General features: G+C 33.0%; 12 protein-coding genes. 10 read left to right on the top strand and 2 right to left on the bottom strand.

The window, feature by feature from the left end:
- The first annotated feature begins 73 nt into the window (after positions 1–73).
- The 6 genes from OA93_RS07500 (at position 74) to OA93_RS07475 (ending at position 6,349) form a co-directional block, all read left to right on the top strand.
- Positions 74–808, top strand: coding sequence for a type III pantothenate kinase (locus OA93_RS07500; protein ID WP_039112520.1), 735 nt, complete (start codon positions 74–76; stop codon positions 806–808).
- The gene (locus OA93_RS07495) at positions 801–2,054 is read left to right on the top strand and encodes a membrane protein (protein WP_039112519.1); all 1,254 of its coding nucleotides are present in this window, start codon (positions 801–803) and stop codon (positions 2,052–2,054) included. The genes OA93_RS07500 and OA93_RS07495 overlap by 8 nt, the downstream gene beginning before the upstream one ends.
- Before the next feature lie 55 nt (positions 2,055–2,109).
- Positions 2,110–2,664 (top strand): LPS export ABC transporter periplasmic protein LptC, encoded by a 555-nt coding sequence (lptC, locus tag OA93_RS07490; protein ID WP_039112518.1) that lies wholly within the window; start codon positions 2,110–2,112, stop codon positions 2,662–2,664.
- Positions 2,665–2,676: 12 nt separating this feature from the next.
- Entirely contained in the window at positions 2,677–2,874 is a 198-nt protein-coding gene (locus OA93_RS07485) for a hypothetical protein (protein ID WP_039112517.1), read from the top strand.
- Positions 2,875–2,880: 6 nt separating this feature from the next.
- Positions 2,881–4,140: a hemolysin family protein gene (locus OA93_RS07480; RefSeq protein ID WP_039112516.1), complete on the top strand. Its 1,260-nt coding sequence runs from the start codon at positions 2,881–2,883 to the stop codon at positions 4,138–4,140.
- A 109-nt stretch (positions 4,141–4,249) separates the two neighbouring features.
- Entirely contained in the window at positions 4,250–6,349 is a 2,100-nt protein-coding gene (locus OA93_RS07475) for a peptidylprolyl isomerase (RefSeq protein WP_039112515.1), read from the top strand.
- 546 nt (positions 6,350–6,895) lie between these two features.
- Here OA93_RS07475 and OA93_RS07470 read toward each other — a convergent pair.
- Entirely contained in the window at positions 6,896–7,813 is a 918-nt protein-coding gene (locus tag OA93_RS07470) for a GYDIA family GHMP kinase (RefSeq protein WP_039112514.1), read from the bottom strand.
- Between the two features lie 158 nt (positions 7,814–7,971).
- Positions 7,972–9,288, bottom strand: a complete 1,317-nt coding sequence (locus tag OA93_RS07465; RefSeq protein ID WP_039112513.1) for a hydroxymethylglutaryl-CoA reductase, degradative — start codon at positions 9,286–9,288, stop codon at positions 7,972–7,974.
- A gap of 181 nt (positions 9,289–9,469) precedes the next feature.
- Here OA93_RS07465 and OA93_RS07460 point away from each other — a divergent pair, with 181 nt between their 5' ends.
- The 4 genes from OA93_RS07460 (at position 9,470) to OA93_RS07445 (ending at position 16,585) form a co-directional block, all read left to right on the top strand.
- The gene (locus OA93_RS07460) at positions 9,470–11,638 is read left to right on the top strand and encodes a S9 family peptidase (protein ID WP_039112512.1); all 2,169 of its coding nucleotides are present in this window, start codon (positions 9,470–9,472) and stop codon (positions 11,636–11,638) included.
- 36 nt (positions 11,639–11,674) lie between these two features.
- Entirely contained in the window at positions 11,675–13,351 is a 1,677-nt protein-coding gene (locus OA93_RS07455; RefSeq protein WP_039112511.1) for a peptide MFS transporter, read from the top strand.
- Between the two features lie 76 nt (positions 13,352–13,427).
- A complete protein-coding gene (locus OA93_RS07450; RefSeq protein WP_039112510.1) occupies positions 13,428–15,086 on the top strand; it encodes a peptide MFS transporter in 1,659 nt (552 codons plus the stop codon).
- Positions 15,087–15,100: 14 nt separating this feature from the next.
- Positions 15,101–16,585 carry a peptide MFS transporter gene (locus OA93_RS07445; RefSeq protein WP_039112509.1) on the top strand — a complete coding sequence of 495 codons (1,485 nt, stop codon included), beginning with the start codon at positions 15,101–15,103 and terminating at the stop codon, positions 16,583–16,585.
- Positions 16,586–16,589 lie beyond the last annotated feature (4 nt).

Genomic DNA, 16,589 nt, shown 5'->3' with positions numbered 1-16,589 from the left:
TGTTTTTTAGTTTCTCCAAAACAATTTTAAAAAAAAATCAATTCGTATCTTCGCATTCGTAAAGTAAGAAGCTATGGTTTTAACAATCGATGTTGGGAATACTCGTATTAAGGGTGCTGTTTTTGAGAATGATACTGTTTTGGAATTGTTTGTTTTTGATAAAAATGAGCTCCAAATAAAAATTAAAAAAATTTTAAAAAAATTTGAAAAAGTGACCGATTTGGTCGTTGCGTCTGTCGGAAATGTCGAAAAAGAGTCGTTTTTGAATTTTGAAAATGACGTAAATGTTTGTTTTTTGACAAATGAAGGTCATTTTCCATTTAAAAATAATTACGCAACGCCAAAAACTTTAGGAATCGATAGAATTATACTTGCTAGTGGAGCAACATTGCAATATCCTAATCAAAATAGATTGGTTATCGATGCTGGAACTTGCATTACATACGATTTTGTCGACGAAAATGATAACTATTTGGGAGGAGCTATTTCTCCAGGGTTGCGATTACGATACGAAGCGCTTCATAATTATACAGCAAAACTTCCGTTATTAACTTTTGAAGAGCCTAAATCATACGTAGGGAATTCAACGCCCGAATCAATGCATTCGGGGGTTGTAAACGGATTCGTCTATGAAATAGACGGTTTTATCGATCAATACAAAGCAGACTACTCAAACTTTATAATAATTTTAACGGGTGGTGATGCACTTTTTTTGGCTAAACGATTAAAAAATACCATATTTGCCAATTCAAATTTCTTATTAGAAAGTTTGAATCAAACATTTCAATATAAAATCAACAATGATTAAAAAAATTATAATAAGCGCTTGCTTACTTTTGTCATTCGTATCTTTTGCTCAGCAAGGAACAGCTTCTCCTTATTCTTTTTACGGAATTGGAGATGTAAGATTTAAAGGAACTATCGAAAATCGCTCTATGTCGGGTGTTGCAGTTGAGCAAGATAGTATTCATATGAATTTAGAGAACCCTGCGAGTTACGCAAATCTTAAACTTACAGCTTTTACGATAGGGGGAACATACAATTCAAGTACATTAAAAACAGATACTGAATCGGCAAAAGCACAAAGAACAGCTTTAGATTATTTAGCTGTGGGTATGCCTTTAGGAAGTAAATTCGGATTAGGTTTTGGATTAATTCCATATTCATCTGTAGGATATCAAATAGAATCGCTTGCTATAAATACAGGAGATAACAATAAAAGATTTGATGGTTCTGGTGGATTGAATAAAGTTTATTTAGGATTTGCTTATAAAATCAAACCTAACTTTAGCATTGGTGCTGATATGCATTATAATTTTGGTAAGGTAGAAACTACTAGTTTAGAGTTTATTACTGATGTTCCAGTTGGAACAAGAGAGTTGAATACGACTCATTTATCTGGAGTTAATTTTAATTTGGGAGCAATGTACCAATATAAAATTAATAAAAAATTATCTCTTTTTACTAGTGCAACATATACATTACAGAGTAAATTAAATTCTGAAAACACAAGAAATATATCTACAGGAATGTTAGGTTCTGGACTTAACTTTAGTGTTATTGACCCTGGAACGGATCAAAAATCTGAGGTAGATGTAAATATGCCATTTAAACTTGCTTTAAGTGCAGGTGTTGGACAGGCAAGAAAATGGTTAATTGGAGGAAAAGTTTCTTATCAAAATTCAGTTGATCAATCAAGTACTTATAATGCTGCATCAAATGTAGGATACGGAAAATACGCTAGCGCAAGTTTAGGAGGTTATTATATTCCTAACTATAGTTCTTTTGCAGGTTACTTTAATAGAGTTACTTATAGAGCTGGTCTTAAATACGAGAAAACAGGTTTGATTATCAATGGAGAGCGCATAAATGATATTGGGCTTACTCTAGGAGCTGGATTCCCTATTTCAGGAACATTTTCTAATATTAATTTCGGAATGGAGTTCGGAAAAAGAGGAACTACATCTGCAGGTTTAATTCAAGAAAATTATGCTAATTTTAGTCTTGGTTTCTCATTAAACGATAAATGGTTCGAAAGAAGCAAGTTTAATTAATCCGGATTATAGATTACAAACTCTGGTTTAGAGTTTAATTTACCTTATTTAGCGAATGAATTTACTTAGAACATATAGCGTCATTCCTGGGCTTGTAATTTTTATTGCGATGTTTTTTCTAGGATGCGAAAGCAATTTTAAAGAGGTACAAAGAAGTAATTTTACTGAGTTTGTTCCTGCTAGTGATGCTGATAATGTTAATATAAAATATACCGACTCTGGACTTATTTCAGGAATTTTAATAAGTCCTAAGATGTTGGATTATTCCAATGTTGCTTTTCCATTTACCGATTTTCCAAAAGGTATAGATGTTACTTTGTATGATAAAAAGCGCAAACGTACTTACGTAAAAGCAAATTATGCTATTTCGTACAAGCAAACTTCTATCATCGATTTGCAAGGAAAAGTGAAGATTACAACAGATGACGGTCAGATGTTAGAGACGGAACAGTTGTATTTTGATCAAAAAAATGAATGGTTTTATACCGAAAGAAAGTTTAAATTTACAGATGTAAAAGGAGTTTCTTATGGTCAGGGAATCGATTTCAGTAAAGACTTTAAAATAATAAACTCTCAACGAATAAACGGAGAGATACAAACCGAAGAATAAAAAACGATTATTATGGGTTACTTAAAATATACACAATACGCTTATCTAGTAATTGCAATTCTGTTTATTTATGATGCAGTAATGAAAATAAACGCGGGTGGAGAGACTCCTTGGTTAAGTTTTTTAATTGCGGGAATGGGAATTTTTATGTTTTTCTTCAGAAGGAAATTTTCTAAGAAGTTTGATAATCAGAATCCTAATAAAAAATAATAAAAAATGGAGATTAGTATTATAATAGTTTGCTTAATACTATCGGCCTTTTTTTCGGGTATGGAAATAGCATTCATATCCTCGAATAAAATTTATCTTGAGATTGAGAAAAAACAAGATAATTTTTTATCCAAAATCCTTACTAAACTTACCGAAAAACCATCAAAATTTATAGCTGCAATGCTTATTGGTAATAATATTGCATTGGTTGTTTATGGTTTTTTTATGGGGGATTTGCTTTTAAAGGTTATAATTAAATTCGGGTATCATTTCTCGGATGTTACTAGCTTAATTGTTCAAACTGTGATCTCTACCTTTTTGGTTTTAATTACGGCAGAGTTTTTTCCAAAAGTTTTTTTTCAGATTTATGCAAACTCTTTAATTAAGTTTTTTGCAATCCCAGCGTATTTTTTCTACTGGCTTTTTTATTATATCTCTACATTTTTTATCTGGATTTCAGATTTTATACTGCGAAGATTTTTTAAAACTGAAGGGGATCAAGTGCAGCTTTTTTTTAGTAAAGTTGAACTTGGGAATTATATTACCGAGCAAATGAGTGCGGTAGAAGATGATGAAGAAGTGGATTCAGAGATACAAATATTTCAGAATGCATTAGAGTTTTCGGGTGTAAAAGCAAGGGACATCATGACGCCTCGTACGGAGATTGATGCAGTAGAACTTTTTGATACAGTTGCAGAGCTTAAAGCATTATTTGTAGAAACTGGATATTCTAAGATTTTGGTATATCAGAATTCTTTGGATGATATTTTAGGATATGTTCATTCTTTCGATTTGTTTAAAAAGCCTAAGACTATAAAGTTAGTATTGATTCCTGTAGAATTTGTTCCGGAAACAGTTTATATAAAAGACGTTTTGAATTTGCTTACAAAAAAACGAAAAAGTGTTGCTGTGGTTTTAGATGAATATGGAGGAACTTCGGGTATAATAACTGTTGAAGATATTGTAGAGGAGTTGTTTGGAGAGATTGAAGATGAGCACGACCTGGACGAGGAATTAATAGAAAAAGAATTGGGTGAAGGTAAATATCTTTTCTCGACTCGATTTGATGTTGAGTATCTTAATGAGACTTATAAACTAGATATTCCCGAAAGTGATTCTTATGGAACATTAGGTGGTTTTATTGTAGATCATACGAAAGAAATTCCTCAGGTTGGGGAAGAAATTACCATCGAAAACTATCATTTTGTGATAGAAGAGGCGACAAATAAGAAAATAGAATTAGTAAAAATGACTATTAGAGAGTGATATTTTTTTAGAAAAGTAAAAATTCTTGCAAAATAAATTGCTAGTAGTATTATTATTAACTAGATAATTGTATTTTCGCAAACTGAATATAAAATTAACAACAATAAAAATGGCAGTTTTAGCAAAAATTAGACAACGTTCCGCTTTATTGATAGGCGCTATTGCACTTGCATTATTCGCATTTATCATTCAAGATCTTTTCAGTAAAGGAGGGATGGGCGAAAGTTCAAAAGACGTGGGAAGCATCAATGGGAAAGATATCTCATTTGAGGATTTTAGAATCAAAGTAAGTAGTGTTGAGAAAAGTGGGCAAGGAATAACTTCCACTGAAGCTGCAAACAGAGTTTGGGATCAAGAAGTTTCTATTGCTTTGTTATCATCTGAATTTGATAAACTAGGATTAAGAGTAGGTGAAAAACATTTACTTGAGGTTTTAAAAGCTGACCAAAATATCGGAAAAAATCCAATGTTCTTAAATGCAGCAGGGATGTTTGACGTAGCAAAATTTAAAGAATATTTTAAAGCAAATCCTGAGCAAGCTCAATTCTTAAAAGATAGAGAGAAAGATGCAGATTTGAATGCAAAATACCAAATATACAATACGTTGATTAAAGCAGGTCTTTATACAACTGTTGCTGAAGGTAAATTGAAATATGAAATGGAAGCAAACAAAGTTAACTTTGCTTTTGCTGCTGGTTTATATTCTTCTATCAAAGACAGTGATGTAAAAGTAACTGATGCTGAGATTGTAGATTTCATGAAAAAAGACGAAAAGAAATTTAAAGCAGATGAAACTCGTGAGGTTCAATATGTTTTAATTGAAGATAAAGCGTCTAAAGAAGATGAAGCTGATATTAAAGCTAAAATAACTGCTCTATTATCTGGAAGTGTTGTTTACAACCAAAAAACAGGTAAAAACGATACTTTGCCAGGATTTAAATCGGCTAAAAATGTTGCTGACTTTGTAAACTCAAATTCAGATGTACCTTACGATTCTACTTATGTAGCTAAGAAAGATTTGCCAGCTGTTGATGCTGATAAATTATTCAGTCTTGCTCCAGGTGAAATTTACGGTCCTTATGTTTTTGGTAAATACTACTGTATTTCTAAATCTTTAGGTTTTAAAGCTGGAGTTAATGCAAAAGCAAGTCATATCTTAATTAGTTATGAAGGAACTCAAGTTCCAAACCAAAAAGAAAGAAGAACTAAAGAACAAGCTAAAGCTAGAGCAGAAGAAATTTTGGCTCAAGTAAATGCAAATCCAGATAGTTTCTTAATGTTAGCTTTTACAGCTTCTGATGATTCATCTGCACAACAAGGTGGTGATTTAGGATATTTTGGTCAAAACCAAATGGTGAAACCATTTAATGATTTTGTTTTCAGTAACCCAATTGGAAAAGTTGGATTGGTAGAAACTCCTTTCGGATTCCATATCATCAAAATTACAGATAAACAAGACGGTATTCGTTTAGCAACTATTGCTCAAAAAATCGAAGCTTCTGAAGCTACATCTGATAAAGCATTTACTCAGGCAACTAAATTTGAAATGGATGCTGCTGATAAAGACTTTAATCAAGTTGCAAAAGAAATGAAATTAACGGTTGCAGCTCCTGCTACTGTAAAAGCTATGGATGAAAACTTTGGTCCATTAGGAAATCAAAGAACAATCGTAAGATGGGCTTTTGATAAAGAAACAAGCAAAGGTGATGTAAAACGTTTTGAAGTATCAAATGTTGGTCACGTTATTGCACAACTTAAGAGTGTTAACAAAACAGGTTTAGTATCTGTAGATGTTGCAAGACCTTATGTTGAGCCAATTCTTAAAAACAAGAAAAAAGCTGAAATATTAAAAGCTAAAATGACAGGTGCAACTATCGAAGCAGTAGCTAAAAATGCTGGAGTAGCTGTACAACAAGCTACAGATGTAACGATGAATAACCCAATTTTACCTGGTGGTGTTGGTCAAGAGCCAAAAGTTGTTGGTAATGCATTTGCTTTGGCAGCAGGTAAACTTTCTGCTCCAATTGAAGGTAATACAGGAGTATATGTTGTTAAAAACGTTAGTACTGTAAAAGCACCAGCTTTAAAAGATCATGCAGCTTATGTTGCTCAGGTAAAAGCTCAAAGTGCACAAGATGTAAGCAGAATTCTTCCTGCATTAAAAGACAATGCTAAAATCGTTGATAACAGAGCTAACTTTAGCTACTAGTTTATTACGACTTAAATAAAAGATTAAATTAAAAAATCCCGAAATGTTTATTTCGGGATTTTTTTTGTTTTAACCTATAAGGCTTTTAAAACCTTGTAGGTTTGTTTGTATTAGAAGTTATGGGTTTCGAGTCCGTTTAGTTTTATTTTGATTGTGTTCACGAGTGGGACGCTTGCGCCAACAAGTGGTTGCATACATCTGAAATCAAAAATTGTTAATCTAAAATCATCAATCATTTTTCTCTGTTTTTCCTTAACTTAATGACATTGCGCTCGCGCCAGCAAGTGAATCTCCAATAGTAGCTCAGTATTTTTTGGAAGCATTGTGTTAGTTTCTTGCGGAGATTGCTTCGCCAGTTCGCTATCGCTCGTGTCTTCCTTCGTCAGAAAGGCAAGTTTTTGGATAAAACAAGATTATGAGTTAAAGACTTGTCTATTGTTAAAATCCTTTTAGGTATTTTGTATTGATTATAATAACTAAAAAATAAAAAACCTTGCTAGAATATAGCAAGGTTTGTATTTAGTAATCGAATATTTGTAATTTGGTTTATGCTAATATCATTTCGTTATAAGGGATTATTGTTTCGTATCCTTTGGTTATGAAATATTCGGTTGGGTCTTCTTTGGATATTGCCATTACAAAATCGCCTCCCCAAGCACCAAGGCTTTTAATTACACCATCAAAATCAGGAAAGAGTCTTTCTTTAATAGTTTGCATTTCTAATACATTACTCATTTCGGCTTCGTGTATTGCTAGTGCCTTTGCAAATTCTTTTCCAGTTTTGGCTTGTATAACTGTTTGTGTGATTTTGTCGTTGTTGGTAATTATCTTGGCAAGGTTGTTATTCTTGTTGTTGTAATAAGCAGAAATAGCTGCTTTGCTACTTTGTTTCTTGTTTAAGTACACAAAGTGTAGATTCTGGCTAAACTCTGGCTTAAATGCTATTTTTTCGATAATTGGTAAGTCTTGTTGTAAATGATATAATATAGGAGTGTTGTTTTGTGCACAGGCAATATCATATCCGCTACCTCCAAAACTATTTTTAAGCAATGTAAAAGCATCGATCTTTGTCCATTGGGCAATATTGTTTAATAATGTTGATGATGTGCCTAAGCCCCAATTTTTAGGAAATGTAAGTTGTGTGCTTATTTGATATCCTTCGGATTGTGTTATAAATTCTGGATTTAATAAATAGGCTTCGTGAAGAATATTTATTAATGTTGTTTTTACAGTTTCGGTTTCAGTTTCGGGATTGTCTATTATTTCGGCAAATGTTATAATGTCTTCGAACCAAACGTGGCTATCGGCATCGTAACTTTTCCATTGTATTTCTTGATTTTCTCCTTTGGCAACAATTAAATTCTGTCCGAATTTTGTTGGTAATGCAAAGGCTTTAGCGCCATCTAATACTAAATATTCTCCTGTTATTAAAAGTTTTCCGTTACTGTAAAAAGTTGTTTTCATACATTTATTTTTAGCCCTGATGGCAGCGGTATCCTTTATGTTTTTCCTTTAAAAATATAAAGATATAGCGAACAGCGGGAAATAGCTTCTGGAAAAAAACGTTCTCCTTTTGATTTTGCTTTAGTTATTCTTTGACTCCGCTCAGGTTGACAATTAAATTATTTTCTTAAGTTCTCGATAAAATCTACCACGGCACTATGTGAGATGGTGTTGTTTTTAAAGTGATTTTTGATTAAATGACGTTCTTCGTCATTGGCAGCAAATTGATTGATGATATTATTGATGTGCATTTTCATGTGTCCTTCCTGAATTCCTGTTGTTGTTAAGGAACGCAATGCGGCAAAGTTTTGTGCTAATCCTGCAACGGCAACGATTTGCATTAACTCTGGGGCCGATGGATTCTCGAGCATTTGTAATGAAAATTTCACTAAAGGATGTAAAGATGTAAGTCCGCCAACGGTTCCTATGGCAAGTGGAATGTCTAGCCAGAATGTGAAAATCCCATCTTCGATTTTAGCATGAGATAAACTTGAATATTGTCCGTTTCGGGATGCGTATGCATGAACTCCTGCTTCGACTGCACGGAAATCATTTCCTGTGGCGAGTATTACTGCATCGACACCATTCATGATTCCTTTGTTGTGTGTTACTGCACGAAATGGTTCTACTTCGGCAATCTGAACTGCCTGTACAAATCGCTCTGCAAATTCTTGAGGATTCGGGATGTGTTTTTCTGCTAGTTCTTCGACAGGACAAGAAACTTCGGCTCTAACTACGCAATTTGGGACATAGTTAGAGAGTATGCTCATGATAACTTTTACTTCTTCATTGGCTTCGGTGAATAATTCATATTCTTGAGAAGCTTCTTTTAGTGTTTTGGCAAATTGCTCTAAACACGAATTTATAAAATTGGCTCCCATGCTATCTTTGGTTTCAAAAGTAGCATGAAGCTGAAAGTAATTCGGTAATAAATTGGTTTTGTCTTTTAGAACAATGTCCAGAATTCCGCCACCGCGTTGTTGCATGTTTTTGGTAATACTTTCGGTATCGCTAAAAAACTTGCTTTTGGTTTGTGCGAAAAATAGATTCAGTTTTGATACATCTCCATTAAAAGTAAAATGTACCTGACCAATTTTTTCGGTGTTAATTACTGTAGCTTTAAACCCACCTCTTGTCGACCAAAACTTAGCTGCTTTTGAAGCTGCTGCAACAACAGAACTTTCCTCAATTGCCATTGGAATTGTGGAATATTTGTCGTTGATGAGGAAATTTGGAGCTACACCAAGTGGAATATAAAAATTGGTTATGGTGTTTTCGATGAATTCATCATGTAATTTCTGTATTTTTTCGTCAGCATTCCAGTAATTTTTAAGTAAAAAAACTGCTTCTTCGGGTGTCGAAAAGTACTTTTTTGCAATCCAGTTTATTTTTTCTTCTTTGGATAATTTAGAAAATCCAGAAACCGCGTTGTTCATTCTCAGTAGATTAAATGGTAGTATTGCTGCAAAGATACCACTTTAACGGATTTGTTTATAATGTAATTATGGACATTAAATAATATGAAAAACCAATTTCTTAACATTTAACATACAAAAAGTATATTATGTGTATTTTTTTCACTAAAATTGGGCTCTTTTTTATATTTAACTCAATTGTATGAATACTAACAAACTTACCGCATTGTTTTTATTTTTTTGTGTGACACTTTTTGGTCAACAAAAAATTACTGTAGATGATATTTTTAATGGAACATTTCGAGCTAAAGAAATGTTTAAACTACAGTCACTACACAATACAAATCAATATACTGTACTGAATTTTGATAGAGCTGGTAGAAGTATGCAGATAGATTTGTATGATTATGCTACATTAAAAAAAGGAGCAACTTTAATCGATACTAAAGATCATAGAAGTTTACCGATGATTGATAGTTATACTTTTGATGCATCAGAAAAAATGATTTTGTTGGCTTGTAATTCTAAAAAAATCTTCCGTCACTCGTTTACAGCAGATTATTATTTATATAATATAGGTACTAAAGAGTTAACTAAGCTTTTTGATTTTCAGGTTCAGGAGCCGACTTTCTCGCCTGATGGACAAAAAATCGCTTACGCAAAAGAGAATAACCTTTATGTTTATGATGTAGTTTCGAAGAAATCGACTCAGATTACAACAGATGGAAAGAAAAATTCGGTAATTAATGGTATTACGGATTGGGTTTATGAAGAAGAATTTGCTTTTGTGCGGGCTTTTGATTGGAGTAAAGACAGTAAGAAAGTAGCTTATATTCGTTTTGACGAAAGTATGGTTCCAGAATTTTCGATGTCAATTTTTAAGACAGATCTATATCCTTCAATCGAAACATTTAAATATCCTAAAGCTGGAGAGAAAAATGCAGTAGTTTCGTTACATATATATGATGCGGCTGCAAATGCAACTAAAGAAGTTAAGCTTGGTAATTACAACGACTTTTATATTGCAAGAATGCAATGGACAAATGATAATAATACCTTATCTGCACAGGTGTTAAACCGTCACCAGAATAATTTGGATTTATTATTTGTAGATGGTACTTCGGGAACTTCGAAAGTGGTTCTTAATGAAAAAGATAAAGCTTATGTAGATGTTACTGATAACTTGACATTCTTAAAAGATAATAGTTTTATCTGGACTAGCGAAAAAGATGGTTTTAATCATATTTATTTATACGATAAAACTGGAAAGCTTAAAAATCAGGTTACTAAAGGAAACTGGGAAGTAACTTCATATTACGGATTTGATGAAAAAACAAAAACTGTTTTTTATCAATCTACAGAAAATGGGTCAATCAATCGTGATATCTACCGAATTGCTCTTGACGGAAAAAATAAAATACGTTTATCTAAAAACGTAGGTACTAGTAAGGCAACCTTCAGCCCGAATTTTGAATACTACATTAATACATTCTCAAGCGCTTCTCAGCCTACAACTTATACTCTTAACGATGCTAAAGCCGGTAAAGAATTACAAGTAATAGAAAACAATGAGGCATTAGCTTCTAAACTTAAAGGCTATAATCTTGCTACTAAAGAGTTCTTTGTGCTTAAAACGGCTAAAGGAAACGAATTAAATACTTGGATTTTAAAGCCTAAAGATTTTGACCCTGCGAAAAAATATCCTGTTTTTATGTTTCAATATTCAGGACCAGGATCTCAGCAAGTGGCTAACCAATGGAATAACTCTAATGATTACTGGTTTGAAATGTTAACGCAACAAGGTTATATCGTTGCTTGTGTGGATAGTAGAGGAACAGGTTTTAAAGGAGCTGATTTTAAGAAAGTAACTCAATTGCAATTAGGGAAATATGAAGTTGAAGATCAAATTGATGCTGCTAAAGTAATTGGGGCTTATCCTTATGTTGATGCTTCTAGAATTGGAATTTTTGGATGGAGTTACGGAGGTTTTATGGCTTCGAACTGTATTTTCCAAGGAAACGATGTGTTTAAAATGGCAATTGCTGTTGCTCCTGTTACTAACTGGAGATTTTATGATACGGTTTATACTGAAAGATATATGCAAACTCCTCAGGAGAATGCAAGTGGTTATGATAATAACTCTCCTATTAATCATGTAGATAAATTAAAAGGGAAGTTTCTTTTAATTCATGGATCTGCAGATGATAATGTACACGTACAAAACTCAATGCAAATGATGGAGGCTTTAATACAAGCTAACAAACAATTTGATTCGCAAATTTACCCAGACAAAGATCACGGTATTTATGGCGGAAAAACAAGAATTCAGCTTTATGATAAAATGACTAACTTTATCAAGGAGAACCTATAATATAAAACTAATAAACCTAAATAAATAATGAATAATATGAAAGAAACAGAAGTAAAAACGGCGCATCCAAAAGGGCTTTGGGTATTGTTTGGAACCGAGATGTGGGAGAGATTCAATTTTTATGGCATGCGAGCCTTATTGACTTTATTTCTTGTAAATTCATTATTAATGAAAGAAGAAGATGCTTCATTAATTTATGGAGGTTTTCTTGGTCTTTGTTACCTTACACCAATGCTTGGAGGGTTTATTGCAGATCGTTTTTTCGGAAACAGAAACTGTATTCTTCTTGGTGGTTTTATGATGGCAATTGGACAATTATTATTGTTTACTAGTGCCAGTGTTTTTGGTTCTGATTTAAATTTTGCTACTATTATAATGTATTGCGGATTGGGAGTTATCGTTTTTGGTAACGGTTTCTTTAAGCCAAATATTTCTAGTATGGTAGGGAGTTTATATCCGAAACAAGAAAAAAGTAAGCTTGATACTGCTTTTACTATTTTCTATATGGGTATTAATTTAGGTGCTTTTCTTGGGCAATCTATTTGTCCTTTATTAGGAGATGTAAGAGATACAGGTGGAGTTAGAGATATTCACGCTTTTAAATGGGGATTCCTTGCTGCTTCGATAGCAATGTTTTTAGGAACAATGCTTTTCTTTTTCTTAAAGAATAAATATGTGGTTACTCCGGAAGGAAGACCTTTAGGTGGATTACCGTCTAAAAATGTTGCTGCAGATTTTGAAGAAGGTGAATCTCAAAAAGCTAACTTTTCTCAAACTGCATTGACAGTTGCTGGTGTAGCATTTTTCGTTATAGGTGCAATTGTTCATTTTGGTTTTGGTCAAAACTTAATTTATACTTTGATTTATTCAAGTGGTTTGACTTTGGCAGGATTAATCGTTTCTGATTCTTCTTTAACAAAAATTGAAAGAGATCGTATTTTTGTAATTTACATCGTTTCTTTCTTTATTATCTTCTTCTGGGCTGCGTTTGAGCAAGCTGGTTCATCTTTAACTTTTATTGCAGATAACCAAACAGACAGAAACTTCTTTGGATGGGCAATGCCTGCTTCGATGGTACAAATCTTTAATGGTTTATTTGTTGTAGTTCTTGCGGTTCCTTTTAGTATTTTATGGGATAAATTAAGAGCTGGAGGTAAAGAACCAATCTCGCCTGTAAAACTTGCTTTTGGTTTATTGATTATTACAATAAGTTTCTTCATGATTGCTACTCAGGTTAAAGTAATTGGAACTTCAGGATTGTTAGCTATCAAATGGTTGATTTTATTATATTTATTAAATACTTGTGCTGAGCTTTGTTTGTCTCCAATCGGATTGTCTTTGGTTGGTAAGCTTTCGCCAAAACGTTTCTCTTCATTATTATACGGAGTATTCTTCTTATCTAATGCTTCTGGTTATGCTTTAGGTGGTACTTTAGGTTCTATCTTGCCTGCAACAGGAGATAAATTTGTAAAAGCTAAAGAATTAGGTATAGATTTACAGGCTGTTCTGGATAAAACTATTACGCCAACTGCGGCTCAATTAAAGTTATTGGCAGAGCATCATATTAATGATCATAACCCTGTTTTTGCAGGTTTCGAAATTCATAACTTATTCGAGTTCTTCATGGTGTTTGTTATTTTAACGGGATTGGCGGCTATAATTTTGTTTGCACTGTCTCCGGTTTTAAAGAAAATGATGCACGGTGTTAGATAAAAAAAAATAATAATATATAAAAATTACCTACAGGTTTAGACTTGTAGGTAATTTTAATTTTAAAGAGTTTATAGTTATGTGGAAAAAACATCCTAAAGCATTGCCTTATTTGTTCTTATCTGAAATGTGGGAGCGTTTTGGTTATTATTTAATGATTGGAATTTTTACTTTATATCTTAAAGATGTAAAAGAAGGTTTTGCAATGACCGAAAAAGAAGCTTCTGATTTGTATGGAACTTTTATTGCATTGGTTTTTTTAACGCCTTTTATTGGAGGTCTTATTGCTGATAGATATTTAGGGTATAAAAAATCTATTGTTATTGGTGGGATTTTAATGGGTATTGGTTACTTCCTTATGGGGGTACATGATGTTACGGTGCTTTATATTGCTATGACTTTGGTAATTGTAGGGAATGGTTTTTTTAAGCCGAATATTTCTACCTTATTAGGGAGTTTTTATAATAATGAAGAGTATAAAGATAAAAAAGATGAAGGTTACAATATTTTCTATATGGGAATTAATGTTGGGGCTTTTATTTGTAATTTCTTTGGGGCTGCTCTACAAATTCTTTTAGGATGGCATTGGGCTTTTATGGCTGCAGGTGTAGGAATGTTTATAGGTGTTATTGTGTTTTTATTAGGTACAAAACATTATGTTGGACACGACCAGAAAAAAGGAGTGCAAGAAGGGGATATGCCGTTTTATAAAATTGTCTTATTTATTTTGTTGCCTTCATTTGTTTTTGGTGCAATAGGTTGGTTGTTAAAAGGAGTTACTTCAGAAGCTAATCCTGATAGTTATATCTTTGGATCAGATAGTACAGATGCATTTATCTTTGCTTGTATTCCGATAATCTTCTTTTACGGGTCGCTTTATTTTAAGGCTAAAGTAGAAGACAAACGTCCAATTGGTGCCTTGTTGGCAATTTTTGCAGTGGTGATTTTATTTTGGGCAGTATTTAAGCTTAATGGTTCGGCGCTTACAACTTGGGCGGACCGTTATACAGATAGAGAAGTTACTGGAACTGCTGGACAGATTGTAGGTAACGTAAAATTAGCAAAAGAAGTCGAGTATAAAAAAGTATCTACAGAGCTTTATGATGATCAGTTCCGTTTGCAAAAAGTAAATGGAGTTGTAGAAAAAGTAGAGGATTATCCGTTGTATTTTAGAAATGTTGCTCCAGAAAAATTACCTGAAGAAGGAGCCAAAGTGCATCTTTGGGCAACAAATTTAAGTCAGTCTATTAACCCAGCCTGGGTAATTATATTAACGCCATTGATTGTTGCTTTTTTCTCTTTTTTACGAGCAAGAAAAAAAGAACCATCAACACCTACGAAAATTGCTTTTGGTTTATTAATTTCGGCGCTGTCAGTTTTAGTTATGATTGCTGCTGTAGAAATTGGAAATGATGGAGCAGAGAAGGTTAGTGCTTGGTGGTTGGTAGCAAATTACGGAATCATAACAATCGGGGAGCTATTTTTGAGTCCCATGGGATTATCTGTGGTGTCTAAATTAAGTCCCGTTAATATTACTTCCTTAATGATGGGAGGTTGGTTTTTATCAACTTCTATAGGGAATAAACTAAGTGGAGTTTTAGCGAGTATGTGGGATACATACGATAATAAAGCCAACTTTTTTTGGGTGAATTTTGCATTGTTGATGTTTGCAACTATATTGATGTTTGCTTTGGTAAAGCAACTCAACAAGGTGATGAAAGAAAAAGGAATCAATTAATTATTTATAAATAAATGGAACATAGTATTACTTTAGATGAAATACAAAATTTTAAAGGCAAGTACCCAAAGCAATTATGGTATTTGTTTTTAGTCGAAATGTGGGAGCGTTTTTGCTTTTACGGTATGAGAGGTGTTTTGGCATTTTTCATGGTCGACCAATTAGGATTATTAGAAGGAAAAGCAAATTTGCAATATGGAGCCATACAGGCATTTGTATATGCTTTTACTTTTATTGGAGGTATTTTTGCCGATAAAATTTTGGGATTTAAAAAATCGTTGCTTTTTGGTGGAATCGTTATGATCATAGGGAACTTGATTATCGCAGCTTCGCCACATGATTTTTTCTACTACGGTATTACGCTGTCGATTATTGGAACAGGATTTTTTAAGCCAAACGTTTCTTCTATGGTTGGAGAGTTGTATCATGAAAATGATGGGCGTAGAGATGCTGGATACGGAATGTTCTATGCGGGTATTAACATTGGTGGAATGTTAGGAGGAGCAATTCCTATTTATTTAGGGAAAAATTACTCTTGGAGTTTATGTTTCCTTTCTGCTGCTATCGTTATGATTATTGGTGTAATCACTTTTCTATTAACAAAGAAACATTTAGCGCCTATTGGTAATTCTCCATTGGAGAAATTTACCCCAAAAAAACGTAATACGTATGAAATTGGAGTGTATGTAGGTTCGTTATTAGCAATTCCGCTTATTTATATAATGGTAATAAATTCTGATTTTACAGAATATTTCATGTACACTATTGGTGCCGTTGCTCTTTTATATTTCTTGTATGAATTACTAAGAATTAAAGATCGTAACCAACAATATAAATTGCTTGCAGCATTTGTCTTTATCTTCGGATATTTTATGTTTATGGCAATCTCTGAGCAATCGGGTGGATCATTGTCATTGTTTGCAAAAGATAACTTGTCGAGTAAGTTATTGTTTTTTAATATTGATCCAAACGTGGTTAATAATAGTATAAACTCTTTATACGTTATTATTTTTAGTCCGCTAATCGGGTTATTATGGATATTTCTTTATAAGAGAAAAATTGAGCCAAATACAGTTGTGAAATTTGGATTCTCATTCATTCTTCTTGCAGCTGGATTCTTTATATTTTATAGTGCTCGTTTCTTTGTTGATCCAAATGGATTGAGTTCACTTAATGTATTTGCTTTAGGGTATTTAGTATATACACTTGGGGAATTATGTATTGGACCAATCGGAATGTCGGTTATTACTAAATTGTCTCCTAAAAGACTTTTTGGAATGATGATGGGATTATGGTTTTTATCAAGTGCATTTGGACAGTTTGCAGCTGGAAAATTGGGTTCGGAAATGTCGAATGCAAATACAGGAACTACATTAATGTCTAAGTTACTTGCTTACACAGATGGATATTATCATTTAGCAATTTATTCGCTTATAGCAGGTATTGTTTTAATTGTAAGTACTCCATTGATTAAAAAATTAATGCAAGAAGTAAAATAGAAAA

Source organism: Flavobacterium sp. KMS, assembly GCF_000813005.1.
Taxonomy (GTDB): Bacteria; Bacteroidota; Bacteroidia; order Flavobacteriales; family Flavobacteriaceae; genus Flavobacterium.
This window is presented reverse-complemented; position numbering and strand designations above follow the sequence as displayed.